The following is a 26244-nucleotide window of genomic DNA, read 5'->3' on the forward strand; positions in this document are numbered from 1 at the left end:
AGGACGGGATCTGCGGGGGGGGAATGCGTCCGATGGCATCGTTTGCGGTCGGTCCGCAGTCCGCCAAAGAGCGGGTCCCGTCAGATCAAAGGGGGCGGACGACAATCGCCCAGCCACTGTTCCGCTGCCGGTCGGGGTCGGAACCCGCGATCTGGGGGCCAAAACGACTTAATCCCCTCCGTCCCCTTTTTTCTTTCAGACCCCTTCGCCCATCCGCTCCAGGCCTTCGCCGGCCAGGCGAAGGATCAGTCTTTCCAGCACCTGCTCTTCCTCTTCGCTCAGCACCGACATCAGTTTGCGGGTGATCTCGATCACCATCGGCGCGATGGTCTCGTACACCTCGAAGCCGGCCGCCGACAGCGCCAGCACCGAGCGGCGGCGGTCGTCGCCGTGGGTCTCGCGCTTGATGAAGCCGCGCTCCAGCAGGCGCGCCACGGCACGGCTGACCGCCACCTTGTCCATCGCCGTGCGGTCGGAGACCTCGCTGGCCGAGGAGCCCGGGTACAGCGCCAGGATGGTGATCACCCGCCACTCGGGAATCGCCAGACCGTAACGATCGCCGTATAGCTTGGCGATGTTGCCGCTGACCCGGTTGGACAGCACGCTCAGCCGGTACGGCAGGAACTGTTCCAGGTCGAGCAGGACGTGCGAGGAACGCAGGCGGGTCGAAACGGGATCGGCGGGGCTCATGTTGCGGTGCACCTTGCTGGTGGTTTCAAGTGTAACTATAAGGGGTAGGTCCAGACCCTGCATTCTCGCCGGGTCCCTACCTGCCCGCACCTGGTTTGTACCGATGCGGTACCGATTCGGAGCCACGCCATGAATACCGCAGTCCCGACCGCCTCGCACCCCAACCCCGGCATGCAGGTCACCACCTTCGAGAACCCGATGGGCATCGACGGCTTCGAGTTCGTCGAATTCGCCGCCCCGGCCGGCCGTGGCCAGGAGCTGCACGAGTACTTCCGGAAGATGGGCTTCAGCGCGGTGCTCAAGCACAAGCAGCGTCCGATTACCGTCTATCGCCAGGGCGACGTCAACTTCCTGGTCAACGAAGACCCCGATTCGTTCGCCTCGGACTTCGCCGAAAAGCACGGCCCGTGCGCCTGCGGCTTCGCCATCCGCTTCAAGAAGCCGGGCCAGGAGGTCTACCAGACCGCGCTGGGCAACGGCGCCGAAGCCATCGCCTTCAAGCCGGACAGCAAGGCGGTCAACGCGCCGGTCATCAAGGGCATCGGCGACTGCATGCTGTACCTGGTCGACCGCTACGGCAGCGCTGGCAGCATCTTCGACGGCGACTACGAGCCGATCGCCGGTGCCGACCTGCACCCGGTGGGCTTCGGCCTGACCTTCATCGACCACCTGACCCACAACCTGTACTTCGGCAACATGCAGCAGTGGTCGGACTACTACGAACGCCTGTTCAACTTCCGCGAGATCCGCTACTTCGACATCAAGGGCCTGAAGACCGGCCTGGTGTCCAAGGCGATGACCGCGCCGGACGGCATCGTGCGCATTCCGCTGAATGAATCGTCCGACCCGAAGAGCCAGATCAACGAGTACCTGGACGCGTACAAGGGCGAAGGCATCCAGCACATCGCCTGCTTCACCGAGAACATCTACGAGACCGTCGAAGCGATGCGTGCGCAGGGCGTGGACTTCCTCGACACGCCGGAGACCTACTTCGACGTGATCGATCAGCGCGTGCCGAACCACGGTGAAGACGTGGCGCGCCTGGCCAAGAACAAGATCCTGATCGACGCTGATCCGGAAACCCACCAGCGCAAGCTGCTGCAGATCTTCACCCAGAACTGCATCGGCCCGATCTTCTTCGAGATCATCCAGCGCAAGGGCAACGAAGGCTTCGGCGAAGGCAACTTCACCGCGCTGTTCGAAAGCATCGAGCGCGATCAGATCCGCCGCGGCGTGCTGTAACGTTCAACGGTAGCGCCGGGTCATGCCCGGCGCCTGCTCATCTGTAGAGCCGAGCCATGCTCGGCTGCTTCCCGTTCCGGTCTCGCCGTTCTTCAGGAGCCCCCATGTCCACCGCCATCACCACCCGCGGCTACCAGTCCGGTTTCGGCAACGAATTCGCCACCGAGGCCGTCGCCGGCGCGCTGCCGGTCGGGCAGAACTCGCCGCAGAAGGTGGCCCACGGCCTGTACGCCGAACAGCTGACCGGCACCGCCTTCACCGCGCCGCGCGGCAGCAACCGCCGCAGCTGGCTGTACCGGATCCGCCCGGCGGTGACCCATGGCGAATTCACGCCGTTCGCGCAGTCGCAGCTGCAGTGTGATTTCGGCGCTCAGCCTGCTTCGCCGAACCAGCTGCGCTGGAGCCCGCTGCCGCTGCCGGAACTGCCGACCGACTTCGTCGAGGGCCTGTACACGATGGGCGGCAACGGCTCGCCCGATGCGCATGCCGGCGTGGGCATCCACCTCTACGCCGCCAACCGCGACATGGTCGGCCGCTACTTCTACGATGCCGATGGCGAGCTGCTGATCGTGCCGCAGCTGGGCGGCCTGCGCCTGCTGACCGAGCTGGGCGTGATCGAGATCGAGCCGCAGCAGATCGCGGTGATCCCGCGCGGCGTGCGCTTCCGCGTCGAACTGCCCGATGGCCCGAGCCGCGGCTATATCTGCGAAAACTACGGTGCGCTGCTGAAACTGCCGGACCTCGGTCCGATCGGGTCCAACGGCCTGGCCAACCCGCGCGACTTCGAAACCCCGCACGCGGCGTTCGAGGATGTCGACGGTGATTTCGAACTGATCGCCAAGTTCGAGGGCCGCCTGTGGCGTGCGCCGATCGACCATTCGCCGCTGGACGTGCTGGCCTGGCATGGCAATTACGCGCCGTACCGCTACGACCTGCGCCGCTTCAACACCATCGGTTCGATCAGCTACGACCACCCGGATCCGTCGATCTTCCTGGTGCTGCATTCGCCCAGCGACACGCCCGGCACCAGCAACATGGACTTCGCGATCTTCCCGCCACGCTGGCTGGTGGCGCAGAACACGTTCCGTCCGCCGTGGTTCCATCGCAACATCGCCAGCGAGTTCATGGGCCTGGTGCATGGCGCCTACGATGCCAAGGCAGAGGGCTTCGTGCCGGGTGGCGCGTCGCTGCACAACTGCATGAGCGGCCACGGCCCGGACGCGCCGACCTTCGACAAGGCTTCCAATGCGGACCTGTCCAAGGCCGATGTGATCAAGGACACGATGGCCTTCATGTTCGAGACCCGCGCGGTGATCCGCCCGACCGCACAGGCGCTGGCCGCCGGCCATCGCCAGGGCGATTACCAGCAGTGCTGGAACGGCCTGCGCAACAACTTCCGGTCGTCCCGCTAGCTTGGTGGGTGCCGACCTTGGTCGGCACGGATCCTGATCGCATCCACGCCATGCGTGAATGTTCTCCGCCGGAACCTGCGCTTACGCCACCTCGACGAACGCGTCGCAGTGCTCCAGCGGCAGCGCTTCCAGCAGGCGTTGGCGCACGCGCTGGCAGTAGCCCTCCGAGGTCAGCCCGGGCAGCAACTGCATGGCCGAGTGCAGCACCTGCAGTACTTCACTTTCGGCGCGTGCCTGCTGCAGGTCGCGGAACAGCGCCGCCGCCTGCGGATGGCGCTGCATTTCCAGGATGCCCAGCACGTAGATGCGCGCAGCTACCAGCGAGCGGCGGCGCTCCACTGCGGTGGCCGGAGTTGCCGCAGGTGCCGCGGCTGGTGGTGCGGGCGGAACCGGCGCTGCCGCGGGTGCCGGCGACGGCGGTGCGGCCGTGGCGGCAGTACCGGTGCTCAGGTACCCCGCCTGTACAAGCTGGATGACCATCGCAGGTGCGTCCTGGCCGAGCAGGCCGGTCAGGTCGGCAATGGTGCGCTGGCCGTCGCACAGGATCAGCAGCCGGCGCTGGCGCATGTCCAGCGGCGCGCGGTGGGCCTGCAGCGCGGTTCGGGCGAGATCGGTCTTGCGCGGTTGCATGGAAGGGACGGCCAGGTCGGTGCTCGCCGAGCCTGAACGAAGGCGATGAAACCGCGATGACAATGCAGCGCCTGCACACAGGATGGGCTAGCGTGCAGCCACCTTCGTGCCAGGGAACCGCACCGATGAAGCACCTTCCGCTTGCTGGTCTGTTGCTCCTTTCGCTCACCGCCTGCAGTGCTGGCTCCGACAGGCAGGGGGCGGCCGGCAGCGGCAGCGATACCCCGGCCGAAACCGCCTCGGCTACCGGGCCCGCGCAGTCGACGGATCCTGATCTGGCAGCCCGTCCAGCCAATGACCGCCGCGAGGACAGTCCCGCGCACCTGGAGGGCTTCGCCGGCGCGAAGCTGGGCGCCGGCATCGCTGAGGTCCGCAGTGGCTTCGGCGCGCCGTTGCAGGGGCTGGGCACCGATGCCAGTGGCAAACCGCTGCCGGCCGACGACAGCAACGATGGCTGCTATTTCCTGCGACCGCAGAATGCCGAAGACCCCCGCCTGATGATCGAAGGCCGCAAGCTGGTGCGCTACGACGTGCGCAGCGCAGCCATCACCGCACCAGGTGGCGGCAAGGTCGGCATGACCCTGGGTGAGCTGCAGGTGCTTTACCCCGAGCGCGCTGACGTCGGCCCCGACAAGTACGACGAGAAGGCCCAGCACCTGCGCGTGCGTCCGGCGCAGGAGGGTGGGGCGGTGATCGATTTCGCACTCGGTGCGGACGGCCGGGTCGGTGCGTGGAGGGTCGGGCAGACCCCGCAGGTGGATTATGTGGAAGGCTGTGGCTGATCCTTGATCCACGGCCCAGCCATGCGCGCGGGGCCAGCGTAGAATCGCGCCACGACCGCAGGGGGAGTGCTCGATGATCGCCATTGCCATTGCCTGGTTCCTGCTCGGCCTGCTGCTGCTGGCGCTGGGCGGGGACTCCATCGTCAAGGCCGTGTCCGGCTTGGCGCAACGCTTCGGGGCCAGTCCGTTCACGGCTGGTCTGTTGCTGCTCGGCGTGACCACTTCGCTGCCGGAACTGGCGGTCAACGCGCGCGCGCTGGCGGTCGGTCAGCCGGAGCTGGCGCTGGGCAACGCGGTGGGCAGCAGCATCGTCAACCTGGGCCTGACCCTGGCCGTGGCGGCCATGGCTGCGCCACTGCTGCTGCGCGCGCGCCTGCAGACGGTGCTGTGGTGGTCGCTGCTGGCGGCCGGCGTGCTGCTGATCCTGTTCGGTCTTGATGGTGGCCTGGCACGCTGGGAGGGCGGCGTGCTGCTGGCCGGCTTCATCGTGGTGCAGGTGCTGCTGCTGCGCCGTGGTCGCAGCGAGAGTGCGGAGGTGCAGGCAGCCATCGCCGAGTCCGCACTGAGCCGAACCAGCCTGCCGTTGAATGTACTGCGGGTGCTGATCGCCGCGCTGGCCCTGTACTGGGGCGCACGCCTGGTGGTGGGGGCCGCAGCGGACTTCGGTACTGCACTGGGTTGGACACCGCTACTGGTCGGTCTGCTGCCGGTCGCGATCGGTACCGCGCTGCCGGAGGTGGCAACCGCGATTGCTGCCGCACGCCGTGGTCATGGCGACATGGTGCTGGGCCACGTGCTGGGTTCCAGCGTGGTCAACCTGTTGCTGGTGATTGGTGCGATGGCCGTACTGCAGCCGCTGGCGCTGCCGGCCTCGTTCGTGCGCCTGGAATTGCCGGCGCTGCTGGCCTTCGCACTGGTGCTGTACCCCATGCTGCGCGGCGACCTGAAGATCAGCCGCGGCGAAGGCGCGATCCTGCTGGTCGCGTTCGCGGGCTGGTTCGTGCTGGAGCTGCTGCTGGTGGGCGCACCGGCGTTGTAGATCCACGCCATGCGTGGATGCGGTTGGTTCCGTGCCGACCAAGGTCGGCACCTACCGGTCACCTCGCCGATGATGCGGTAGCTGCCAACCTTGGTTGGCACTCAGGGAAACAAAGCGCCGACCAAGGTCGGCCGCCACCGGGCATTGCGGTCGGTAGATCCACGCCATGCGTGGATGCGGTTGGCTCCGTGCTGACCAACGGTCGGCACCCACCGGTCCACCCACCGATGATGCGGTCGCTGCCAACCTTGGTTGGCACTCAGGGAAACAAAGCGCCGACCAAGGTCGGTCGCTACCGGATTCACCGGTTCTGCGTGGTTTCTTCTTCCCGCACCGGTTCCGGCGGCGGCAGCTGCTCTTCAGCAGCCGGCTCGTTGCCGGGCAGGCTGGGGCGGGTTTCCATCAGCAGCGACAGCGCGGCCTTGGCCATCATGTGCGCGCTGATCGGTGCGGTGATGAACAGGAACACGGTGATCAGCAGCTCGCGCGGCTGCGGGTCCTGGCCGAGAAAGATGTGGTAGCACACCGAGCACACCAGCACGCAGCCCACGCCCAGCGTGCTGGCCTTGGTCGGTGCGTGCAGCCGCTTGAAGAACGTGGACAGCTTCACCAGGCCCAATGCACCGACCAGGATGAAGAAGCAGCCGAACAGCAGCAGGATCGACAGGCCGATCTGGATCGCGGTGATCATTCGACGATGTCCCGGCGCAGCACGAACTTGCTCAGCACCACGGTGCTGCCGAAGCCGAGCATGGCGATGATCAGCGCCGCCTCGAAGTAGATCGGCGAGTTGAGGTACATGCCGAACAGCATCAGCTCGGCAATCGCGGTCACCGACAGCGTGTCCAGCGCGAGGATGCGGTCGGGCACGGTCGGCCCGCGCAGCAGGCGCCAGGTGGCCAGCAGCATGGCCAGGCCGACCACGTGCATGCACACCACCAGGGTGGTCTGGATGACTTCAAAACCGGTCATGGGAAGATCTCCATCAACGGCGCCTCGTAACGGCGCTTGATCGTATCGATCAGGTCCTGCGGGTCCTCCAGGTGCAGCACGTGCACCAGCAGGAACTTGCGGTCGTCACTGAGCGCGGCCGAGACCGTGCCCGGGGTCAGCGTGATCATGCTGGTCAGCGCGGCGATGCCGTGGATGTTGGCGATGTCCAGCGGCAGCCAGATGAAGCCCGGATGGATGTTCTTCTCCGGGCCCAGCACCTGCACGGCAACGCGGATGTTGGACATCAGGATGTCCCACAGGGTCACGCACAGCAGCTTGGGCAGCGGGCGCAGGGTACCGATGCGGGCGAACTCGCGGTCCAGGCGCGCGGCGAACAGCGGCACCACCACGCCCAGCACCAGCCCCAGCACGAACTGGCCGAGGGTGAAGCTGTCGGACATCAGCAGCCAGAACGCCACCACCATGATGCTGAGCATCGGCGAGGGAATGACGCGACGGAACAGGGAGCGCTGGGCGGTCATGGCTGGCGGATCTCCGGCGTGGTCGCGCGCAACTGCTGCACGTACTCGCTGGGTTGCAGCAGCTGTGCGGCGGTGGCGTCGGTGTAGCGCATCAGCGGTGCAGCGGCCAGGGTCATGCCGATGCCGTAGGCCAGCAGGATGCAGGCCGCGTACAGCTCGACCCGGCGCAGGCGTGCCTTGCGCGGCTTCGGTGCATCGGCCTCTACCGGCGGCACGCGCCAGAACAGGCGGATGCCGCCTCGGGTCAGGCCCATGATCACCAGCAGGCTGCTGACCAGCACGGCGGTCCAGACCGGGCCGGTGTACTGCGCCGGCATGCCGGCCAGCAGTGCGGCCTTGGCCAGGAAGCCGGACAGCGGCGGCAGGCCGGCCACGGACACCGCGCCGATCAGGAACAGCACCGCCGGCGTTTCCTTGCCCGGCATCGGCGCGACCACTTCCTTGCGGTCGCTGGCGCCACCGCGGCGGCGGCGGATCAGGTCGGCAATCAGGAACAGTGCGGCGGCGACGAAGCTGCTGTGCGGCAGGTAGTACAGGCCGGCGGACAGCACCTGCGGCGTGCCTACCGAGAAGGCGATGAACAGCGTGGCCGCCGAGACGATTACCAGATACGAGATCAGCACGCGCAGGCGGGTCGCGGCCAGCGCACCGAGGCCGCCCAGCACCAGCGTTGCCACGCCGGCCCACAGCAGCCAGTCGCGGCCATAGCCGGCCATCGCACCGGCATCGTCGCCGAACCACAGCATCTGGATGCGCAGCACCGAGTACAGGCCGACCTTGGTCATGATCGCGAACAGGGCGGCCACGGCGGCCGGTGCGCGCGAATAGGCTTCCGGAAGCCACAGGTACAGCGGCATCAGCGCAGCCTTGGCGCAGAACACCAGCAGCAACAGGCCCATCGTGGCCTTTACCAGGGTCAGCTGCGCCGGCGGAACCTCGGCAATACGCTGCGACAGCTCGGCCATGTTCAGCGAGCCCAGCGAGGCGTACAGCAGGCCCAGCGCGATCAGGAACAACGTCGAGGCGGTGACGTTGAACACCACGTAGTGCAGGCCGATGCGCATGCGCAGGCCGCGGCCGCCACTGAGCAGCAGGCCGTAGGAGGCGATCAGCATCACCTCGAAGAACACGAACAGGTTGAAGATGTCGCCGGTCAGGAACGCGCCATTCAGGCCGACCAGCTGGAACTGGAACAGCGCATGGAAGTGCGGTGCGCGGCGGTCCCAGCCCGAGCAGGCATGCAGCAGGCAGGGAATGGCCAGCAGCAGGGTGGTCAGCAGCATCCACGCCGACAGCCGGTCGGCGACCAGCGCGATGCCCAGCCGCGACGGCCAGTCGCCGAGCAGGTAGACGTTGATCTCACCAGTGGCGGTGGCGGCAAACAGCAGGCCCACCGCCAGCGCCAGCGCCGACAGCGCAGTCCAGGCCACCGCGCGCTGCACCTTCGGGCCATAGCGGCGGTGTTCGACGAACAGCGACAGTGCAGCACCCAGCAGCGGAATCAGGATGGGCAGGATCACCAGGTGGTTCATGCGCGGTCCTCGCCCTGGCGCGGCAGCACGCTCTCATCCTGCAGGTCGTCATCCGGCTCGTGGGCGTCCACATGGTCGCTGTGGTTGTCGCTGCGGCTGCGCATGGCCAGCACGATGCTGACCGCGGTCATCGCGAAGGCGATCACGATCGCTGTCAGCACCAGCGCCTGTGGCAGCGGATCGGTGTAGTTGCCCAGGTGACTGTCCACGCCTTCCTGCAGCACCGGTGCCTTGCCCAGCACCACGCGGCCACCGGCGAAGATCAGCAGGTTGGTGGCGTAGGACAGGAAGGTCATGCCGAGGATCACATCGAAGCTGCGCGCACGCAGCAGCAGGTAGATGCCGATCGCGGTCAGTACGCCGATCGCGGTAGCCAGGGCCAGTTCCATCAGTGCATCTCCCCGGTGCGTGCCGAACGGCGTTGCAGGTCGATCTCACCCTTGCGGGCAGTGCGGGTACGCGACGGCTTGATCGTGCCCATCATCGACAGCATCAGCATGGCGCCACCGAACACCACCAGATAGACGCCGATGTCGAAGCCGATCGCACTCGCCAGCGGCACGTCGCCGATCAGCGGCAGGTGCAGGTCGAGGTGGCCGCTGGTCAGGAACGGCACGCCGAACAGCATCGACGCGGCGCCGCTGAGGATGGCGATCAGCAGGCCGATGCCGATGCAGCGGATGTAGTCGAAGCCGAAGCGTGACTCCACCGAGGCGGTACCCTGGATCACGTACTGGATCAGCAGCGGCACCGCCAGCACCAGGCCGGCGATGAAGCCGCCGCCCGGCGCGTTGTGGCCGCGCAGGAACAGGAAGATGGAGACCGTCAGGGTCAGCGGGAACATGATCTGGGCCAGATCGGCCGGCACCGGCAGCTTGATCGGCGGACCAGGCATGATCTGCTCCGGCGCCATCCGCGTGCGACGCAGCAGTGCATGCACGACCAGTGCGGCAATGCCGAACACGGTGATCTCGCCGAAGGTATCGAAGCCGCGAAAGTCGACCAGGATCACGTTGACCACGTTCTGGCCGTATGCCTCCGGCAGGGCGCGGGCAACCAGCTCGCCGGCCATGGTGTTCGGCGGCAGGGTCATCGCGCTGTAGGCCAGCGCGCCCAGGCCGGCACCGGCCACGATCGCGATCAGCGCATCACGGCGCTTGCGCCACCGCGGCCGCTCCGGGCCGGACTGTGCCGGCAGGTAGTTCATGCCCAGCAGCATCAGCACCAGGGTCACCATTTCCACCAGCAGCTGGGTCAGCGCCAGGTCCGGTGCGGACAGGAACACGAAGGTCAGCGCCACCATCAGGCCGACGCCGCCGACCAGCAGCACGGCCAGCAGGCGCTGCTTGTACATGCGCAGGGTCGCCACCGCGCAGGACATCATCACCAGCCACAACGCCCAGCCCAGCAGCGGTATCGGCTGCGGTCTGGTCCATTCCGGCGAGGCCGGGTTGGCGATGTAGGGCGCGGCGGCGGCCACGATCGCCACCAGCACCAGGCCCAGCAGCATGCGCTGCAGGCTGCCGTTGGCGATGCCGGCGGTCAACCGCTGCGCACCGGCCGACAGCAGGTCCAGCTGGTGGTGGAAGACGTTGCGTCCCGGCGTGGTGTTGGTTACCGCATGCAGATCGATCAGCCTGCGCAGGCCGAAGTAGAGGAGCACGCCACCGACCACGCCAGCAGCGCTCATCGCCAGCGGCAAGTTGAAGCCATGCCAGATCGACAGGTTGTACTCGGGCATCGCGCTGCCGAGGATCGAGGCCGCTGCCGCGTGCAGTACCGGGGCCACGGTCACGGCGGGAGCGATACCCACCGCCACGCAGATCACCACCAGGATCTCCACCGGTACCTTCATCCAGCGCGGCGGCTCGTGCGGCACGCGGTCCAGGTCATGCGGGCCGTTGCCGAAGAACGTGTCATGCACGAAGCGCAGGCTGTAGGCCACGCCGAACACGCCGGCCAGCAGCGCGGCGATCGACACCGCCGTGCGCATGGTGTCGGTGCCACCGGCCGACAGCGCTTCGGCAAACAGCATTTCCTTGGACAGGAAGCCGTTGAGCAACGGGATGCCGGCCATCGCCAGCGAGGCGATGATCGCCAGCGCGCTGGTGAATGGCATCAGTTTGCGCAGGCCACCCAGCTTGCGCATGTCACGGGTGCCGGTTTCGTGGTCGATGATGCCGGCGGCCATGAACAGCGAGGCCTTGAAGGTGGCGTGGTTGAGGATGTGGAACACGCCGGCCACCACCGCCATCGGCGTGGACAGGCCGAACAGCAGGGTGATCAGGCCCAGGTGGGAAATGGTCGAGTACGCCAGCAGGCCTTTCAGGTCGTGCTGGAAGATCGCATTCCAGGCGCCGATCAGCAGGGTCAGCGCGCCGATGCCGCTGACCGTGTAGAAGAACAGGTCGCTGCCGGCCAGTGCCGGGTGCAGCCGCGCCAGCAGGAACACACCGGCCTTCACCATGGTGGCCGAGTGCAGGTAGGCCGAGACCGGGGTCGGCGCCGCCATCGCGTGCGGCAGCCAGAAGTGGAACGGGAACTGCGCGCTCTTGGTGAAGATGCCGGCCAGCACCAGGAACAGTGCGTACGGGTACAGCGCGCTGGCACGGATCTGCTCGCCGGCGGCCAGCACCACGTCCAGGTCGAAGCTGCCGACGATGCGGCCGATCAGCAGCACGCCACCGAGCAGGGCCAGGCCACCGCCGCCGGTGATCACCAGCGCCATGCGTGCGCCTTCGCGGGCGTCCTGGCGGTGCGACCAGAAGCCGATCAGCAGGAACGAGCTGATGCTGGTCATTTCCCAGAAAATCATCAGCAACAGCAGGTTGCCCGACAGCACCATGCCCAGCATGGCGCCCATGAACAGCAGCAGGTAGCAGTAGAAGCGGTGGGCGTTGTCCTGCTGGCTCAGGTAGTAGCGCGCATACAGCACCACCAGCGCGCCGATGCCGAGCACCAGCCCGGCGAACATCCAGGCCAGCCCGTCCAGGCGCAGGGTGAAGTCCAGACCGATCTGCGGCAGCCAAGGGACCATCGTCCGCACGACCTGGCCGTCGAGCACCGATGGGGTCAGCCAGCCGAGGATGGCCAGTCCGCCCAACGGCGCCAGCGCCGCCAGCCAGGCAGCAGTCGAGCGCGAACTACGGGGGAAGGCCGCAACAGCCGCTGCCATCAGGAACGGCAGGGCCAGCAGCAGGGGCAGGCTGGGGAGCATGCAGGGAATCCATGATTCACGAGCAGGTCAGGGAGGATAACAGGCTGCGAAATGTCGCCGAAACCCATCGAACAGCGATCAATTGCATGTAACGTCCGCTGATTCATTTTTTCTGCAGCGCAGCATCGCGTTGCTGCGGTCCCTCCCCGGTTGCCCTCGGGGGACACCCTACGCCCACGCAGGGAGACCGCAGGCCCTGTCGCACAGGGGCTGCCGTCGACGGGCGGGAGGTGGGGAACGGATCACCGGTGCAGGCTGGCAGGGCCGTCGTGGAGTGCGGGTGACGGAATCTGCCCGTTCAGGAAACGAGGGGCACCGTCGGCCACGGGCAGGTCAGTAGCGCCAGTCGAGCTTGCGGTAGAACTTGGCCATCACCCAGGCCGGGCCGATCAGCAGGTAGGTCAGGTCGGTCAGGAAGCTGGGCTTGCGGCCCTCGAACTTGTGACCGATGAACTGCGCGATCCAGGCCACAACGAATACACCCACCGCCAGCCAGAACAGGTTATGCAGGCCGATCTCGGCCTCCAGCAGGCGGCATAGGCAGCCGAATACGAAGAACTGGATGAGCATGCCGATGCCCAGCGGGCGCGACAGCTTGTTGTAGAAGCACCAGGCGCTGAACATCGCGAACGCCGACCAGATGCCGTACTGGAACCAGGTGATCAGCGGCGGCAGGCACCACAGCAGGGCCACCACCGACCACAGGATCGCCGGCACCGCCACCACGTGGATGCGCTGGTTGATCAGATTGCGGTGGTCGTCGGAGTAGCTGGCGAAATAGCGGTCGATCGGCCGCGCAAGCTCGGTGGATGTCTGCATGCTGCGTTGCTTCCTCGGACAACGGTAGTGCCGGCCCCAGGGCCGCAAAACAAAGCCAATCCCAGATCGCGCGGTTGCCCGCCCGCGGCCCGCACGAACCCACGCCACCCGCCGGAGAGCCAGGCGCGGGCGGGGGGCGGTCATTCTTTCTTTTTGCCTTGGTGGGGTGGGTGCGGCCCTGGGCCCGGCAGTACCCCAGGCAACCGGCAGTAGAGCCAGGCCATGCCTGGCTGCAGGTTCGCGAGGTTGCCGGCCAGCGGCCGGCAGTACCGCATTCAGAACGCCCCCAGCCAGACCGGCGGGGGGCGCAGGGCATCAGTCGACGCTGATCCCGGCCAGGCGCTGCAGCGCCTCGGCGTACTTGGCGCGGGTGCGCTCGATGATCTCGGCCGGGATGGTCGGGCCCGGGGCGGTCTTGCCCCAGTCCAGCGTCTCCAGGTAATCGCGCACGAACTGCTTGTCGTAGCTCGGCGGGCTGGTGCCCACTTCGTACTCGTCGGCCGGCCAGTAACGCGAGGAATCCGGCGTCAGCATCTCGTCCATGATGTACAGGCGGCCATCGGCGTCGGTACCGAACTCGAACTTGGTATCGGCCAGGATGATGCCGCGCTCGCGGGCGTACTCGGCGGCGAACTTGTAGATGCGCAGGGTGGCATCGCGCACGCGCTCGGCCATCTCGGCACCGACCTGCTTCACCATCGCATCGAAATCGATGTTCTCGTCATGGTCGCCCACGGCGGCCTTGGTCGAGGGGGTGAAGATCGGCTCGGGCAGCTGCTCGGCCTGGCGCAGGCCGTCGGGCAGGTCGATGCCGCTGACCTTGCCGGTGCGCTGGTAGTCCTTCCAGCCGCTGCCGATCAGGTAGCCGCGGGCGATCGCTTCCACCGGCACCGGCTTCAGCTTGCGGGTGACCACCGCGCGCTTGGCGTACAGGGCCGGGTCCACGCCTTCGGGCAGCACGCTGGCCACGTCGATGCCGGTCAGGTGGTTGGGCATCAGGTGCGCGGTCTTGGCGAACCAGAAGTTGGAGACCTGGCAGAGCATCTCGCCCTTGCCCGGAATCGGGTCGGGCAGGACCACGTCGAACGCCGACAGGCGATCGGTGGCCACCATCAGCAGGTAGTCGCCCGGCGGGGTCCCTGCTGGCAGCCGCTCGCGCGGGATATCGAACACATCACGCACCTTGCCGCGATGGCGCAAGGGCAGGCCGGGGAGATCGGATTGCAACAGCGTGGTTGGCACGGGCACTCCTGGGGCGTTGTCGATACGGCTGCTGCCCAACGGACCCGGCGGGCCCGCTGACCAGCGGGCGGCCTAGTGTAAAGCCGTCCGGGCCCGCTGTGACGTAAAATGAGCGTCCATTTCGTCGGTCGACCCCGGAGCGCCATGCGCTGGTACGGAAAACTGCTCGGATTCATCGCCGGCGCCCTGCTGTTCCGGCCCAATCCGCTGTTCGGCGCGGTGGTCGGCCTGTTGATCGGCCACGCCTTCGATTCGGACTGGTTCCGCCTGAACAAGGAGAACCCGTACCGGGAGCTGGGGCTGACCTCCGAGGCCACCGATGCCGAGGTCGAGCGCGCCTACCGCAGGCTGATCTCGCAGTACCACCCCGACAAGCTTGGCGGCGCCGCCCCCGAGCTGCAGCAGCAGGCCGAGCAGAAGTCGCGGCGGATCAACGCCGCCTACGACCGCATCAAGACCCTGCGCAAGCGCTGACCCTCTTTCCTACCGTTGCAAGGCCCGGCCATGTCCAACTGCCTCATCGCCCCCTCCATCCTGTCCGCCAACTTCGCCCGCCTCGGCGAGGAAGTCGACAACGTCCTCGCCGCCGGCGCGGACTGGGTCCACTTCGACGTGATGGACAACCACTACGTGCCGAACCTGACCATCGGCCCGATGGTCTGCCAGGCGCTGCGCAAGCACGGCGTGACCGCGCCGATCGACGTGCACCTGATGGTCGAGCCGGTGGACCGCATCATCCCGGACTTCGCCGAAGCCGGTGCCACCTACATCAGCTTCCACCCGGAAGCGAGCCGCCACGTGCACCGCACCATCCAGCTGATCCGCTCGCTGGGCTGCAAGCCGGGCATCGTGCTCAATCCGGCCACCCCGGTGGACATCCTCGACTGGGTGCTGGACGACCTGGACCTGGTGCTGCTGATGTCGGTCAACCCGGGCTTCGGCGGCCAGGCCTTCATTCCCTCGGCGCTGGACAAGCTGCGCGTGGTGCGCAAGATGATCGATGCCAGCGGCAAGGACATCCGCCTGGAGATCGACGGCGGCGTGAAGGCCGACAACATCGGCGAGATCGCCGCTGCCGGTGCCGACACCTTCGTTGCCGGTTCGGCCATCTTCAACGCCAAGACCAGCTACCAGGACGTGATCGCGCAGATGCGCGCGAATGTCGCTGCGGCACGCTGACAAAAAAGGGACGGAGGGGATTAAGCTCGCCTGATTCCCTCCGTCTCCCTTTTCCGCCCATGGCTCTGTTGAACATCCGTCCGGCCACTGTGGCCGATGCCGGCCTGATCCTGCATTTCATCCGCGAACTGGCCATCTACGAGAAGGCCGAGCATTCGGTGCAGACCGATGAGATCGGCATCGCCGAGAGCCTGTTTGGCGCCGATGCCACGGCGCGCGCGCTGATCTGCGAAGCCGACGGCGAGCCCATTGGTTACGCCGTGTATTTCTACAACTACTCCACCTGGTTGGGCCGCAAGGGCATCTACCTGGAAGACCTGTATGTCAGCCAGGAAAAGCGCGGCGCAGGCGCCGGCAAGGCGCTGCTGAAGTACATCGCACGCCAGGCCGTGGCCGAGGGTTGCGGTCGTTTCGAATGGTCGGTGCTGGACTGGAATACCCCGGCCATCGAGTTCTACACCGCCGCTGGCGCCACGCCGCAGGACGAGTGGACCGTGTACCGGCTGCAGGGCCAGGCATTGCACGATTTCGCCAACGGTTGAGGCGAAGTGCATCCACGCATGGCGTGGATCTACCCACCTGGTGTGCGCGAACCGCAGCCTGGTGGGTGCGAACCGCAACCCGGTGGGTGCGAACCTTGGTTCGCACTCCCTACGCACCAAAAAAAAGCCACGCCAATCACTGGCGTGGCCTCGCTGCATGCGTGGGAGGCTGATCCTGCCTCCATCCGTCGTCCCTGCTATGGCCTTCCATTCTCCAGCAGCTGAATGACACCTGCGTGACATTCACTGCGGACAAACGGCGCATTGCTAGCCTGTGCCACCCCCGTCCTGGAAGCACCGCATGACCACCCCGCGCTGGCGCCTGATCCTCAACGGAAAATCCGCAGGCAATGACGAGCTGCGCGACGCGGTCGGTCATTGGCGTGGGCAGGGCGTGCAGCTGGAAGTGCGGGTGACCTGGGAAGACGGTGACGCCGAACGCTACGTGGCCGAGGCGATCGATCATGGCGTGGACGTGATCGTGGCCGCCGGTGGCGACGGCACGCTCAGCGCGGTGGCCGAGACACTGGCGCATCGTGAGGAGCCGGCAGATGCGTTGCCCTCGCTGGCGCTGATCCCGATGGGCACCGCCAACGACTTCGCGACTGCGGCCGGCATCCCGACCGAGCCGAAGGCGGCCTTGGCCTTGATCGGGCAGGCCACGCCGCATGCCATCGATCTGCTGCGCGTGGACGCCGATGGCACGCAATGGTGGTGCGCCAACCTCGCCAGCGGTGGCTTCGGCACGCAGGTGACGGTGGAGACCGATGCCGGCCTGAAGAAGATGCTGGGCGGGCTGGCCTACGTGATCACCGGCATTGCCAAGCTGGGGCGGATCGAGCCGATCCATGCGCGCCTGTCGGGCCCGGATTTCGCGTGGGAAGGCGACTTCATCGCGCTCGGCATCGGCAATGGCCGCCAGGCCGGTGGTGGCCAGCAATTGTGCCCGCAGGCGCTGATCGATGATGGGCAGCTGGACGTGACGGTGCTTCCGGAGCTGGAAGGTGAAGTCACCGCCACGCTCGGCCAGATGCTGAAGTCGGGCACCCAGGCCGCACTGGAACAGCTGGCAACGCGCGCGCGCCTGCCGTGGCTGCAGGTGGATTCCGAGCGCCCGTTGACGCTCAACCTGGACGGCGAACCGGTACAGGCGCGCCAGTTCCGCATCGCGTGCGTGCCGGGCAGGGTGCGGATGCACCTGCCCGTGGGCTGTGCCCTGTTGTCCGAGCCGCGCTGAGCCGGACCGGAAGTCCTACAACGGGGGGATGTCCTGCTCCTTCGCCGGGAAGCCGAATGCTTCGCGCTTCTCGCGGATGTACTGCGGCAGCGGCGGCCGCGCAATGCCGTGATCGATCAGCCACTGCTGGCACTTCTTCTGCCAGGGCAGCAGGTCCGGTGTGGTGATTTCCCAGTAGATGGCTTCGACCATGGCCATCCGATCGGGCGCGCCTGGTTGCGCCGATGACGGCGATGCAATCGTGGGGTCCGCACCATGCTCAAGCAGCCAGTAAGCCTGCTCGAAGCCGCCACGGCCGGTGTACCAGCTGAGAACGGTATCGGCCTGGCCGATGTTGGATTCGTTGACGTGCGCGCCTCGCTCCACCAGCAGCTGGATGTTCTTCCACAGGTTGCCGGAAATGAAAGCCTGGAACAGCAGCGTTTCGGTATTGGAGGTGCGCGTGTCCGGGTCGCCGCCATGGTCCAGCAGCAGGGCCAGGTAGCGCGGATCGTCCATCTTCGCGGCATAGACCATGGCGTTGTTGTGGCGGAACGTCTCGCCGTCCAGCGTTTCAATACGCCGTGCATTCGGGTCGGCGCCGTTGTCGAGCATCGCGCGCAGGCCTTCCAGGTTCTGTGCGCGCAACGGCCACGCGATGAGCGGAATGCCATCCTGCTTCGAGAACTCCTTGTCGGGGTTCACGCCTTCGGTCTTGATCAGGCGCGTGATCGTCGCTGCATCACCCTGTTCGGCGGCGATGGCCAGTTCAAGTGCCTTGCCCTCGAAATAGCGCTCCGCGCCATGTGAAGACGTGCGCGCGCAGGCGCTCAGCAGCATCAGCAGCATCAGCGCCAGGCAGGAAAATGGCGTAAAGGAACTGTGAGGGTGACGGTGCATGTGATCCCTTGACATGGACGCGTTCGGGGGATGATAGCGTTGGCCGTGGTCATTCCAGCAGGTCCTGGATGACCGTGTCTTCACTGATGAGCAATGGAGTCTGCCATGAGCGGTCACGATCCCGAGCAGCAGGAACGCCTGTTGCAGGCCCGCGCCAAGAGCGTCCAGGCGCAGCAGCACCTGGTCGAGCAACTGCAGGGAGGTGGACATGCCACCGAGGCGGCGCGCTTGCGCGAGACCTATCACGCCCGCGAGCTGGGTTCGCTTGCTGATGATGTGTATGCCTCGGCAAAGGGCAAAGGTGAGCCGCCGGTCGGGTGGACGCGAGCCAGTGCCGTGACCGACCCGGACACGCTCAAAGCGGCGGGCATCAGCCTGGGAGCGGCCGACCTGAAGAAGCTGATGCGGCCGAACGATTCGGGCTTCCGCGCAGAGATCTACATTCCGGACAAAAGGGTGTTCGGTGATGACGCCAAGCCGGTGCTGGTGTTCAAGGGATCAACGGGCGAAATCATCGATCCCCGGGCGAAAGGCGGGCGGCGTGAATCCGGAGGCGAGGATTTCCTCAACAATGGACGCCAGGGCGTAGGCATGCAGAGCGACTACTACGATCGGGCCATGGCACTGGCGAGTCGCTTGAAGACCTCTGGTACCCAGTTTGAACTCGCCGGTCATTCGCTTGGTGGCGGCATGGCCTCTGCCGCTTCGGCGGTTACCGGTGTACGTGCGACCACCTTCAATTCGGCGGGGCTGCATCCGGCCACCGCCGATCGCTACGCGAAATCCCACGGATTGCCGGTGTTCAACACGCGCGACACGGTGCACACCTACCAGACGTCGGGTGAAGTGCTCAACGATGTGCAGAACGGATTGAAGCGGCTCAACGAGCATCACCGGCAGGGCTTTGGCCTGTTGGCCAGTGAGACCAGCCAGCTGCTGCGTCAGCCCGGCGTGCAGCAGATGGTTACCCGCAAGCTGCAGGAGATGATGCCGGCGGGTGCGCAGACGGCCACGGCCCAGCTGGTTGACCAGCTGGCGTCGAAATCCGGGGCAGAGGCATTGCGCAATGTCCCGGTGGCCGCGGGCAGGATGGAACTGTTGCTGGACGCCAAGACCGAAGTGAACGGAAAGGTGGTGGACCGCCGCCATCGAGAAGCGCCAAGCCAGCTTGCCGAATACGGTGGCCCGCTGGCCGAGGTGCTGATCGCAGGTGCGCGCGGCATGCGTGCCGGACGGGTTGCCGGTGAACATGTCGAGCAGGTCGGCGCGCTGGCGGGCCGGGGCATGAGCTTGTCCGGCGTGGCCGTCGAGCGTGCGTCGACCCTGCAGGGAAATGCGATCGGCACCGTGGTCGACTACGGTGGCAAGAGCATGCGGGTGGGCATCGAAGGCGGTGCGACGGTCATTGCCAAGGGGCGCGAGCTGCAGGGTCTGGTCGAATCGGTCAGCCACCGCGTGCAGGCCAAGGGCAGTTACGGCTGGAACATCGGGGCCAGCGTGCTGGGTGCGCTCGGTGCCGACGACATGGCCAGACAGATGCGTGAGCACGGTGATGCGGCGCGCAATCAACACGAAACCAAGGCCCGTGAAGCCACCCGTGAAGCGGCGGCGGATGCCGGCCGCATCCGTGCCGGCGGCCATCATCTGGGCGGCCAGCTGCAGCAGGGCGTGCATGGCGTGGCCAATGGGCTGCGCAACGGCTATGCCGTGTACGGCGCGACTTTCCACATGGGCATGAACTGGAGCAGCCATCAGATCACCGGGCTGACCTCGCAGGCGCCGGCCGTGCTGGCCGGCACCGTCGGGCTGGGCGCGATGGCCAACAAGGGCATTGCCACGCACCTGCCCACGCCGGCACTGCCGCAGAACCTGGTCAACCTGGCCAAGACGTCGTGGGTGATCGGGCGCGGCAGTGCGACCATGGGGGAGTCGGTGGACCGGCATGGCATGAGCGAGACGATGAACCCCAGTCTCGACGCGGCAATCGCGAGCCAGGAGGCGGCCGCGCGCAAGCTGCTTGGACGGCCGCATGCGCAGCTGCAGGAGGGGGGCGCGAAGATACCCGCGCTGAACGATCCGGGGCACATCGATTTCCATCTGTTCAAGGGCGCGCAGACCGGTGTGCACGGCCTCGATGTGGCACATGGCCGCATCCCGAACCTGCAGAGCGATCAGCTGGCCGGGGCGTTGGCTGCGCAGGCCAAGCGCGAAGGGTTGCAGGCCATCTCCCATGTGCTGCTCAGTGACGACCGCACGCGGGCATTCGCGATCGACACCCCGGATCTGCAGGCGGCCCACCGCCGACATGCGCATGTGGACGTGGCGGCCGGCATGGCCCAGCCGCTGGCCGTGAGCACGGCGCAGGTTGACGCCCTGAACACCGGTCGCGAACAGGCGACGGCAGCCGGACTGGCACAGCAACAGGGGCTGGAGGCCCAGGACAACGCCCGGCGGATGGGCTAATGGCCGAATGAACCGCGACGCCGCGACGGGGTTCCCCTCCCGCCCCGGCTGCGATACAGTCAAGGGGTGTCCAGCCTGACGACCCCGCATACCCTTTCTTCCGCACGCCGTTGGTGGCGATGGTGGCCCGTTGCCGTCGTCCGCCCCCATAACGCTGTGTCCCGGAAGGAAAGTCGTCTTGAACTCGCACGCTCAGTTTCTGCAGCAGGCCGCTGAAGGCCACACCCATATTCCCGTCGTCCGTGAAGTGCTGTCCGACCTGGACACGCCGCTTTCGGTCTATCTGAAGCTCGCCGACGGCCCCAATACCTACTTGTTTGAATCCGTCGAAGGCGGCGAGCGCTTTGGTCGTTACTCGATCATCGGCCTGCCGGCGCGCCGCGTGTATGCCTTCCATGGCCACACGCTGACCGTGCGCGAAGATGGCCAGGTGGTGGACACCCGCGAGGTGGCCGACCCGTTCGCCGAAGTCGAGGCGCTGCGCAGCGCCCACTCGGTGCCCAAGCTGGAAGGCCTGCCGGGCTTCACCGGTGGCCTGGTTGGCTGGTTCGGCTTCGAGTGCATCGGCTACATCGAGCCGCGCCTGGCCCCGCCGGCTGGCCGCGATGAGCTGGGTACGCCGGACATCCTGCTGCTGGATTCCAACGAGCTGGCGGTGTTCGACAACCTCAAGGGCCGGCTGTACCTGATCGTGCATGCCGACCCGCGTGTCGAGGGTGCGTTCGAGCAGGCCCAGGCGCGCCTGGATGCACTGACCGCCAAGCTGCGCGCGCCGGGTGCTGGTTATCCCGCACCGCTCAACAGCGATGTGCTGGACGAGTCCGATTTCGTCTCCGGTTTCACCCGCGAAGGCTTCGTCGATGCGGTCCAGCGCAGCAAGGAATACATCCGTGCCGGCGACATCTTCCAGGTGGTGCTGAGCCAGCGCCTGAGCGTGCCGTTCAAGGCGCGCCCGGTGGATGTGTACCGTGCGCTGCGTGCACTGAACCCGTCGCCCTACATGTATTTCCTCGATGTCGGCGACCTGCAGGTGGTAGGTTCCTCGCCGGAAATCCTGGTGCGTCTGCAGGATGGCGAAGTGACGGTGCGCCCGATCGCTGGCACCCGGCCGCGCGGTGCCACTGTCGAACAGGACCTGGCGCTGGAAGCCGAGTTGCTGGCCGATCCGAAGGAGCGCGCCGAGCACCTGATGCTGATCGACCTCGGCCGTAACGATGCCGGTCGCGTGTCCAAGGCCGGCACCGTGGAAGTGGGCGAGCAGTTCGTGATCGAGCGCTACAGCCACGTCATGCACATCGTCAGCGAAGTGACCGGGCAGCTGCAGCCGGGCCTGAGCTATGCCGACGTGCTGCGTGCCACCTTCCCGGCCGGCACGGTCAGCGGTGCGCCGAAGATCCGCGCGCTGGAAGTGATCCGCGAGCTGGAACCGATCAAGCGCAATGTCTACGCCGGCAGCATCGGCTACATCGGCTGGCATGGCGATGCCGATACCGCGATCGCGATCCGCACCGCGGTGATCAAGGACGGCCGCCTGTATGTGCAGGCCGGCGCCGGCATCGTCTACGACTCGGACCCGGACAAGGAATGGGACGAGACGATGAACAAGGGCCGCGCGCTGTTCCGCGCCGTCGCCCAGGCCGCCAAGGGCCTGTAAGCCTGCCTCGCCACGGCCGCTGCGCCGTGGTCGTTCCGCCGTTCCCGTTCAAGACAAGGAGTACCGCATGAAGCTGCTGAGCGCATTGCTGTGGTCGTCACTGCTGGCCACGATGGCCCCGTCTGCGTGGGCGCAGGCCAACACCATTCCCTCGCAGCCGCACCTGCTGGTGAAGGGCGAGGCGCGCCGCGAGGTGATGCCCGACCGGTTCGGCCTGCAGTTGAATATCGAAGAGACCGACATGGATGCCGACGCCGCGCGCCGCCGCGTGCAGGACAACGTCGCGCGCGTGCTGGCGCTGTTCAAGCAGCACAAGGCGGTGGAGGGCAGCGTGCGTGCGGACAATCTGCGGATCGGCCCGGCCACGCGCTATGAGCAGAACCGGCAGGTCTTCGTCGGCACCCGCGTGTCGCGCCAGCTGCGTGCCAGCTTCGCCAGCGTGAAGGCGATGCAGGACGTGCTGGGTGCACTGAAGGCCAACGAGAACTTGCAGGTCAGCAGCGTGGCCCCGACCTACTCGGGCGAAGTGGCGCTGCGGCGCGAACTCAAGGGTGAGGCCGCCGCGTCGACGCGCCAATCCGCGCAGGGCCTTGCCAATGCCTACGGCACGAAGCTGCGCGGGCTGTACAGCATCTCTGATGTGGCGCCGAACTTCGCCTATGGCGTGCAGGCGGGCAATTGGCCCAGAAGCGACGACATGGTGACACCGCCATCGCCGCCGTCACCTGCGGCGCAGATGGACATGATCGAGACCACCGGCTCACGCCTGCGCGAATCCATCGAAGCCGGCCCCATCACCTACACCGAAAACGTATACGCCATTTTCCTGATAAGCGACGGAACCTGACCATGTTGTGGATGATCGACAACTACGACAGCTTCACCTACAACCTCGTGCAGTACCTGCAGACGCTGGGCGCCGAGGTGAAGGTGGTGCGCAACGATGCGATGAGCGTGGACGAGATCGCCGCGCAGAAGCCTGAGCGCATCGTCATTTCGCCCGGCCCGTGCACGCCCAACGAAGCGGGCGTGTCGCTGGAACTCATCCAGCGCCTGGGCCCGACCACGCCGATCCTCGGCGTGTGCCTGGGCCACCAGGGCATCGGCCAGGTCTACGGCGGTACGGTCATCCGCGCCGGCAACATCATGCATGGCAAGACCTCGCCGATCCGCCATGAAGGCAAGGGCGTGTTCGCCGGCCTGCCGGACCGTTACCAGGCCACCCGCTACCACTCGCTGGTGGTGGACAAGAACAGCCTGCCCGAGGTGCTGGAAGTGACCGCCTGGACCGAGAACGACGACGGCTCGATCGAAGAGATCATGGGCCTGCGCCACCGCCAGTTCCCGGTGGAGGGCGTTCAGTTCCACCCCGAATCCATCCTCACCGAACACGGCCATGCCCTGCTGCGCAATTTCCTGCAGCGTCCGGCCGCCTGATCCCAGGAGCATTCCCATGAGCTTCTCCCCCCAGGAAGCCCTGCAACGCACCATCGAGCACCGCGAAATCTTCTTCGACGAGATGGTCGACCTGATGCGGCAGATCATGCGCGGCGATGTCTCGCCGATGATGACTGCCGCCATCCTCACTGGCCTGCGCGTGAAGAAGGAAACCATCGACGAGATCGCCGCTGCGGCCACGGTCATGCGTGAATTCGCGCTGGCGGTGCCGGTGGCCGATACCACCCACCTGGTCGACATCGTCGGCACCGGCGGCGATGGCTCGCACACCTTCAACATCTCCACCTGCGCGATGTTCGTCGCGGCCGCGGCCGGTGCGCGCGTGGCCAAGCATGGCAACCGCAGCGTGTCGTCCAAGTCCGGCAGCGCCGATGCAGTCGAAGCACTGGGTGCGGCCATCGAGCTGCAGCCGGCGCAGGTGGCCGCGGCCATCGAACAGACCGGCATCGGTTTCATGTTCGCGCCGATCCATCACCCGTCGATGAAGGTGGTCGCGCCGGTCCGCCGCGAGATGGGCGTGCGTACCATCTTCAACATCCTTGGCCCGCTGACCAACCCGGCCAGCGCACCGTCGGTGCTGATGGGCGTGTTTCACCCGGATTTAGTGGGTATCCAGGCACGCGTGCTGCGCGAGCTGGGCACCGAGCGCGCCATGGTGGTCTGGGGCCGCGACAACATGGACGAGATCTCGCTGGGCGCCGGTACCCTGGTGGGCGAGCTGCGCGACGGCAAGGTACGCGAGTACGAGATCCACCCGGAAGACTTCGGCATCGCGATGTCGGCCAGCCGCAACCTGCGCGTGGATGGCCCGGAGCAGTCCATTGCCATGCTGCGCGCCGTGCTGGACAACCAGCCCGGTCCGGCGCTGGACATCGTGGCCCTGAACGCCGGCGCCGCGCTGTACGTGGCCGGCGTGGCCAGCGACATCGGCGACGGCCTGGCCCGTGCCCGTGCCGCCATCGCCAACGGCAGCGCCCGCCAGCGCCTGCAGCAGTATGTAGAGACCACCCGCGCGCTGGTTGCCTGAGCGCGCGGTTCAGCCTGACCCTCTTGATGGCCGATAATGGCCGTCCTCACCGCCCCCGCACCGAATCGAAGACGATGAGCGACATCCTGCAGACGATCCTGGCCCGCAAGGCCGAAGAAGTGGCCCAGCGCCGTGCCCAGCGTCCCCTCGAGGACCTGCAGGCCGCCGTGGCCAGCGCCCCGCCGGTACGTGGCTTCGTGCGCGCGCTGCAGGCGGCAGTGGCCAACGGCGATCCGGCGGTGATCGCCGAGGTGAAGAAGGCCAGCCCGTCCAAGGGTGTGATCCGCCCGGATTTCCGCCCAGCCGACATCGCCGTCAGCTATGAGTTCGGCGGCGCCAGCTGCCTGTCGGTGCTGACCGATGTGGACTTCTTCCAGGGTGCCGATGCCTACCTGCAGCAGGCCCGTGAGGCCTGCACGCTGCCGGTGCTGCGCAAGGACTTCGTGATCGACGCCTACCAGGTGTACGAGGCGCGCGTGCTGGGTGCCGACTGCATCCTGCTGATCGTCGCTGCGCTGGACGACACGCAGTTGGCCACGCTGTCCGAACTGGCGATGTCGCTGGGCATGGACGTACTGGTGGAAGTGCACGACATCGACGAGCTGGAGCGTGCGCTGCAGGTACCGGCACCGATGATCGGCATCAACAACCGCAACCTGCGCACCTTCGAGGTGTCGCTGCAGACCACGCTGGACATGCAGAAGGCGGTGCCGCGCGATCGCCTGCTGGTCACCGAGAGCGGCATCCTCGGTCCGCAGGACGTGGCGCTGATGCGCGATGCCGGCATCCACTCGTTCCTGGTGGGCGAAGCCTTCATGCGCGTGGAAGAGCCGGGCGAGGGCCTGCGTCAGCTATTCTTCGCGGCATGAAAACGCACTATCCGACGCCGCGCGACGATGCGCCGCTGGTGGTCTTCGATTTCGACCACACCCTCTACGACGGCGATTCGGGTACTCACCTGTTCGCTTCGCTGATCAAGCGCAACCCGCTGCGCATGCTGGCGGCGCTGCTGGTCACGCCGATCGCCGGGCCGATGGTGGCGCTGCTGCCGACCCGCCGTACCGGCATTTCGGTCTATGTGTGGATCGGCAGCTTCGGCCTGCACCGTGCGCGCGATTTCAACAAGGTGATCGACGCCTATGTGCTGCGCAACGAGGCGCAGATGCGCGCCAAGCTGCTGCCACAGGCGCTGGAGGTGTTCGCAGCGCACCGGGCCAAGGGTGACCGCGTGGTGGTTGCCACGGGCGCGCCACCAGAGCTGGCACGCGCGATCCTGGCCTTCGTCGCCCACCAGGACGTACCGGTGATCGGCACCGAGGTCGGCCCACGGCTGGGTGGCGTCGGCCCGACCCGCCACTGCCACAACGAAGAGAAGATGCGCATGCTGCGCGAGCGCGGCTACGGCGACATCGATATCGCCTACTCCGACAGCACCGCCGACCTGCCGTTGCTGCTGGCCGCCAAGGCGCCGGTGGTGGTGAACCCGAAGCCGGGCAGGGTGGACTTCTTCCGCCGCGTGCTGCCGGCCGGCACCCGCATCCTCAACTGGGGCTGCGTGGACCGCGGCGGCGACAAGGCGTAACGCGCGGAATCCGCCGGGGATGGGATGACGGAGTGCCGGGCTGCGACCCGGTAGTGGGGGGGGGGGGGGGGGGCCGGGGAGGTGGTGGGGGGGGGGGGGGGGGGGGGCGGGGGCGGCGCGGGGCCGCGCGCGCCCGGCCCGCA

Annotated in this window: 26 protein-coding genes; 15 read left to right on the top strand and 11 right to left on the bottom strand. The window is 66.9% G+C overall.

Features of this window, described 5'->3' with window-relative positions; translation table 11 throughout:
• Positions 1-195 precede the first annotated feature (195 nt).
• Positions 196-690 carry a MarR family winged helix-turn-helix transcriptional regulator gene (locus tag ABE423_RS12950; protein WP_125894227.1) on the bottom strand — a complete coding sequence of 165 codons (495 nt, stop codon included), beginning with the start codon at positions 688-690 and terminating at the stop codon, positions 196-198.
• Between the two features lie 129 nt (positions 691-819).
• Here ABE423_RS12950 and hppD point away from each other — a divergent pair, with 129 nt between their 5' ends.
• Both hppD and hmgA read left to right on the top strand, forming a co-directional pair.
• Positions 820-1932 (top strand): 4-hydroxyphenylpyruvate dioxygenase, encoded by a 1113-nt coding sequence (gene hppD / locus ABE423_RS12955; protein WP_182266825.1) that lies wholly within the window; start codon positions 820-822, stop codon positions 1930-1932.
• 104 nt (positions 1933-2036) lie between these two features.
• Positions 2037-3344: a homogentisate 1,2-dioxygenase gene (gene hmgA / locus ABE423_RS12960; RefSeq protein ID WP_346486276.1), complete on the top strand. Its 1308-nt coding sequence runs from the start codon at positions 2037-2039 to the stop codon at positions 3342-3344.
• An 81-nt stretch (positions 3345-3425) separates the two neighbouring features.
• Here hmgA and ABE423_RS12965 read toward each other — a convergent pair whose 3' ends face one another.
• A complete protein-coding gene (locus ABE423_RS12965; protein WP_125894223.1) occupies positions 3426-3974 on the bottom strand; it encodes a hypothetical protein in 549 nt (182 codons plus the stop codon).
• 125 nt (positions 3975-4099) lie between these two features.
• On the opposite strand from ABE423_RS12965, the gene ABE423_RS12970 reads away from it, so the two are divergent.
• Entirely contained in the window at positions 4100-4756 is a 657-nt protein-coding gene (locus ABE423_RS12970) for a hypothetical protein (RefSeq protein WP_125894221.1), read from the top strand.
• Between the two features lie 73 nt (positions 4757-4829).
• Entirely contained in the window at positions 4830-5795 is a 966-nt protein-coding gene (locus ABE423_RS12975) for a sodium:calcium antiporter (protein WP_032127153.1), read from the top strand.
• 301 nt (positions 5796-6096) lie between these two features.
• On the opposite strand, the gene ABE423_RS12980 is transcribed toward ABE423_RS12975, so the two are convergent.
• The 8 genes from ABE423_RS12980 to ABE423_RS13015 all read right to left on the bottom strand — a co-directional run bounded on the left by ABE423_RS12980 (position 6097) and on the right by ABE423_RS13015 (position 14080).
• A complete protein-coding gene (locus tag ABE423_RS12980; protein ID WP_049401677.1) occupies positions 6097-6486 on the bottom strand; it encodes a Na+/H+ antiporter subunit G in 390 nt (129 codons plus the stop codon).
• On the bottom strand, positions 6483-6767 hold the full coding sequence (locus ABE423_RS12985) for a K+/H+ antiporter subunit F (RefSeq protein WP_005411334.1): 285 nt from the start codon (positions 6765-6767) through the stop codon (positions 6483-6485). Before ABE423_RS12985 ends, ABE423_RS12980 begins: the two co-directional genes overlap by 4 nt.
• Entirely contained in the window at positions 6764-7270 is a 507-nt protein-coding gene (locus ABE423_RS12990) for a Na+/H+ antiporter subunit E (protein WP_049401676.1), read from the bottom strand. Before ABE423_RS12990 ends, ABE423_RS12985 begins: the two co-directional genes overlap by 4 nt.
• A complete protein-coding gene (locus ABE423_RS12995; RefSeq protein ID WP_346486280.1) occupies positions 7267-8802 on the bottom strand; it encodes a monovalent cation/H+ antiporter subunit D in 1536 nt (511 codons plus the stop codon). The genes ABE423_RS12990 and ABE423_RS12995 overlap by 4 nt, the downstream gene beginning before the upstream one ends.
• Positions 8799-9191, bottom strand: a complete 393-nt coding sequence (locus ABE423_RS13000) for a Na+/H+ antiporter subunit C (protein WP_180845044.1) — start codon at positions 9189-9191, stop codon at positions 8799-8801. Before ABE423_RS13000 ends, ABE423_RS12995 begins: the two co-directional genes overlap by 4 nt.
• Positions 9191-12019, bottom strand: a complete 2829-nt coding sequence (locus tag ABE423_RS13005) for a monovalent cation/H+ antiporter subunit A (protein ID WP_346486283.1) — start codon at positions 12017-12019, stop codon at positions 9191-9193. Before ABE423_RS13005 ends, ABE423_RS13000 begins: the two co-directional genes overlap by 1 nt.
• A gap of 333 nt (positions 12020-12352) precedes the next feature.
• Positions 12353-12838 carry an Mpo1-like protein gene (locus tag ABE423_RS13010; protein ID WP_032127158.1) on the bottom strand — a complete coding sequence of 162 codons (486 nt, stop codon included), beginning with the start codon at positions 12836-12838 and terminating at the stop codon, positions 12353-12355.
• A 315-nt stretch (positions 12839-13153) separates the two neighbouring features.
• On the bottom strand, positions 13154-14080 hold the full coding sequence (locus ABE423_RS13015; protein WP_032127159.1) for a phosphoribosylaminoimidazolesuccinocarboxamide synthase: 927 nt from the start codon (positions 14078-14080) through the stop codon (positions 13154-13156).
• A 144-nt stretch (positions 14081-14224) separates the two neighbouring features.
• Between ABE423_RS13015 and ABE423_RS13020 the strand changes: the two genes are divergently transcribed.
• The 4 genes from ABE423_RS13020 (at position 14225) to yegS (ending at position 17038) form a co-directional block, all read left to right on the top strand.
• Positions 14225-14554: a DnaJ domain-containing protein gene (locus ABE423_RS13020; RefSeq protein ID WP_014038745.1), complete on the top strand. Its 330-nt coding sequence runs from the start codon at positions 14225-14227 to the stop codon at positions 14552-14554.
• A 30-nt stretch (positions 14555-14584) separates the two neighbouring features.
• Positions 14585-15259, top strand: coding sequence for a ribulose-phosphate 3-epimerase (gene rpe / locus ABE423_RS13025; RefSeq protein WP_032127160.1), 675 nt, complete (start codon positions 14585-14587; stop codon positions 15257-15259).
• A gap of 59 nt (positions 15260-15318) precedes the next feature.
• Positions 15319-15801, top strand: coding sequence for a GNAT family N-acetyltransferase (locus tag ABE423_RS13030; protein WP_032127161.1), 483 nt, complete (start codon positions 15319-15321; stop codon positions 15799-15801).
• Positions 15802-16102: 301 nt separating this feature from the next.
• Entirely contained in the window at positions 16103-17038 is a 936-nt protein-coding gene (yegS, locus tag ABE423_RS13035; protein ID WP_049401671.1) for a lipid kinase YegS, read from the top strand.
• Between the two features lie 15 nt (positions 17039-17053).
• On the opposite strand, the gene ABE423_RS13040 is transcribed toward yegS, so the two are convergent.
• Positions 17054-17866: an ankyrin repeat domain-containing protein gene (locus ABE423_RS13040; RefSeq protein ID WP_032127163.1), complete on the bottom strand. Its 813-nt coding sequence runs from the start codon at positions 17864-17866 to the stop codon at positions 17054-17056.
• A 156-nt stretch (positions 17867-18022) separates the two neighbouring features.
• Between ABE423_RS13040 and ABE423_RS13045 the strand changes: the two genes are divergently transcribed.
• The 7 genes from ABE423_RS13045 to ABE423_RS13075 all read left to right on the top strand — a co-directional run bounded on the left by ABE423_RS13045 (position 18023) and on the right by ABE423_RS13075 (position 26101).
• A complete protein-coding gene (locus ABE423_RS13045; RefSeq protein ID WP_253144347.1) occupies positions 18023-20380 on the top strand; it encodes an XVIPCD domain-containing protein in 2358 nt (785 codons plus the stop codon).
• Positions 20381-20558: 178 nt separating this feature from the next.
• On the top strand, positions 20559-22034 hold the full coding sequence (gene trpE / locus ABE423_RS13050) for an anthranilate synthase component I (protein ID WP_049401669.1): 1476 nt from the start codon (positions 20559-20561) through the stop codon (positions 22032-22034).
• 67 nt (positions 22035-22101) lie between these two features.
• Positions 22102-22881, top strand: coding sequence for an SIMPL domain-containing protein (locus tag ABE423_RS13055; protein ID WP_049461246.1), 780 nt, complete (start codon positions 22102-22104; stop codon positions 22879-22881).
• A 2-nt stretch (positions 22882-22883) separates the two neighbouring features.
• Positions 22884-23471 carry an aminodeoxychorismate/anthranilate synthase component II gene (locus ABE423_RS13060; RefSeq protein WP_125895885.1) on the top strand — a complete coding sequence of 196 codons (588 nt, stop codon included), beginning with the start codon at positions 22884-22886 and terminating at the stop codon, positions 23469-23471.
• Positions 23472-23487: 16 nt separating this feature from the next.
• Entirely contained in the window at positions 23488-24519 is a 1032-nt protein-coding gene (gene trpD, locus ABE423_RS13065) for an anthranilate phosphoribosyltransferase (RefSeq protein ID WP_049401667.1), read from the top strand.
• A 74-nt stretch (positions 24520-24593) separates the two neighbouring features.
• Positions 24594-25388, top strand: coding sequence for an indole-3-glycerol phosphate synthase TrpC (trpC, locus tag ABE423_RS13070; RefSeq protein WP_049401666.1), 795 nt, complete (start codon positions 24594-24596; stop codon positions 25386-25388).
• Entirely contained in the window at positions 25385-26101 is a 717-nt protein-coding gene (locus tag ABE423_RS13075; RefSeq protein WP_032127168.1) for a haloacid dehalogenase-like hydrolase, read from the top strand. Before trpC ends, ABE423_RS13075 begins: the two co-directional genes overlap by 4 nt.
• Positions 26102-26244 lie beyond the last annotated feature (143 nt).

It is taken from the genome of Stenotrophomonas sp. TWI1409, assembly GCF_039673015.1.
Taxonomy (GTDB): domain Bacteria; phylum Pseudomonadota; class Gammaproteobacteria; order Xanthomonadales; family Xanthomonadaceae; genus Stenotrophomonas; species Stenotrophomonas maltophilia_A.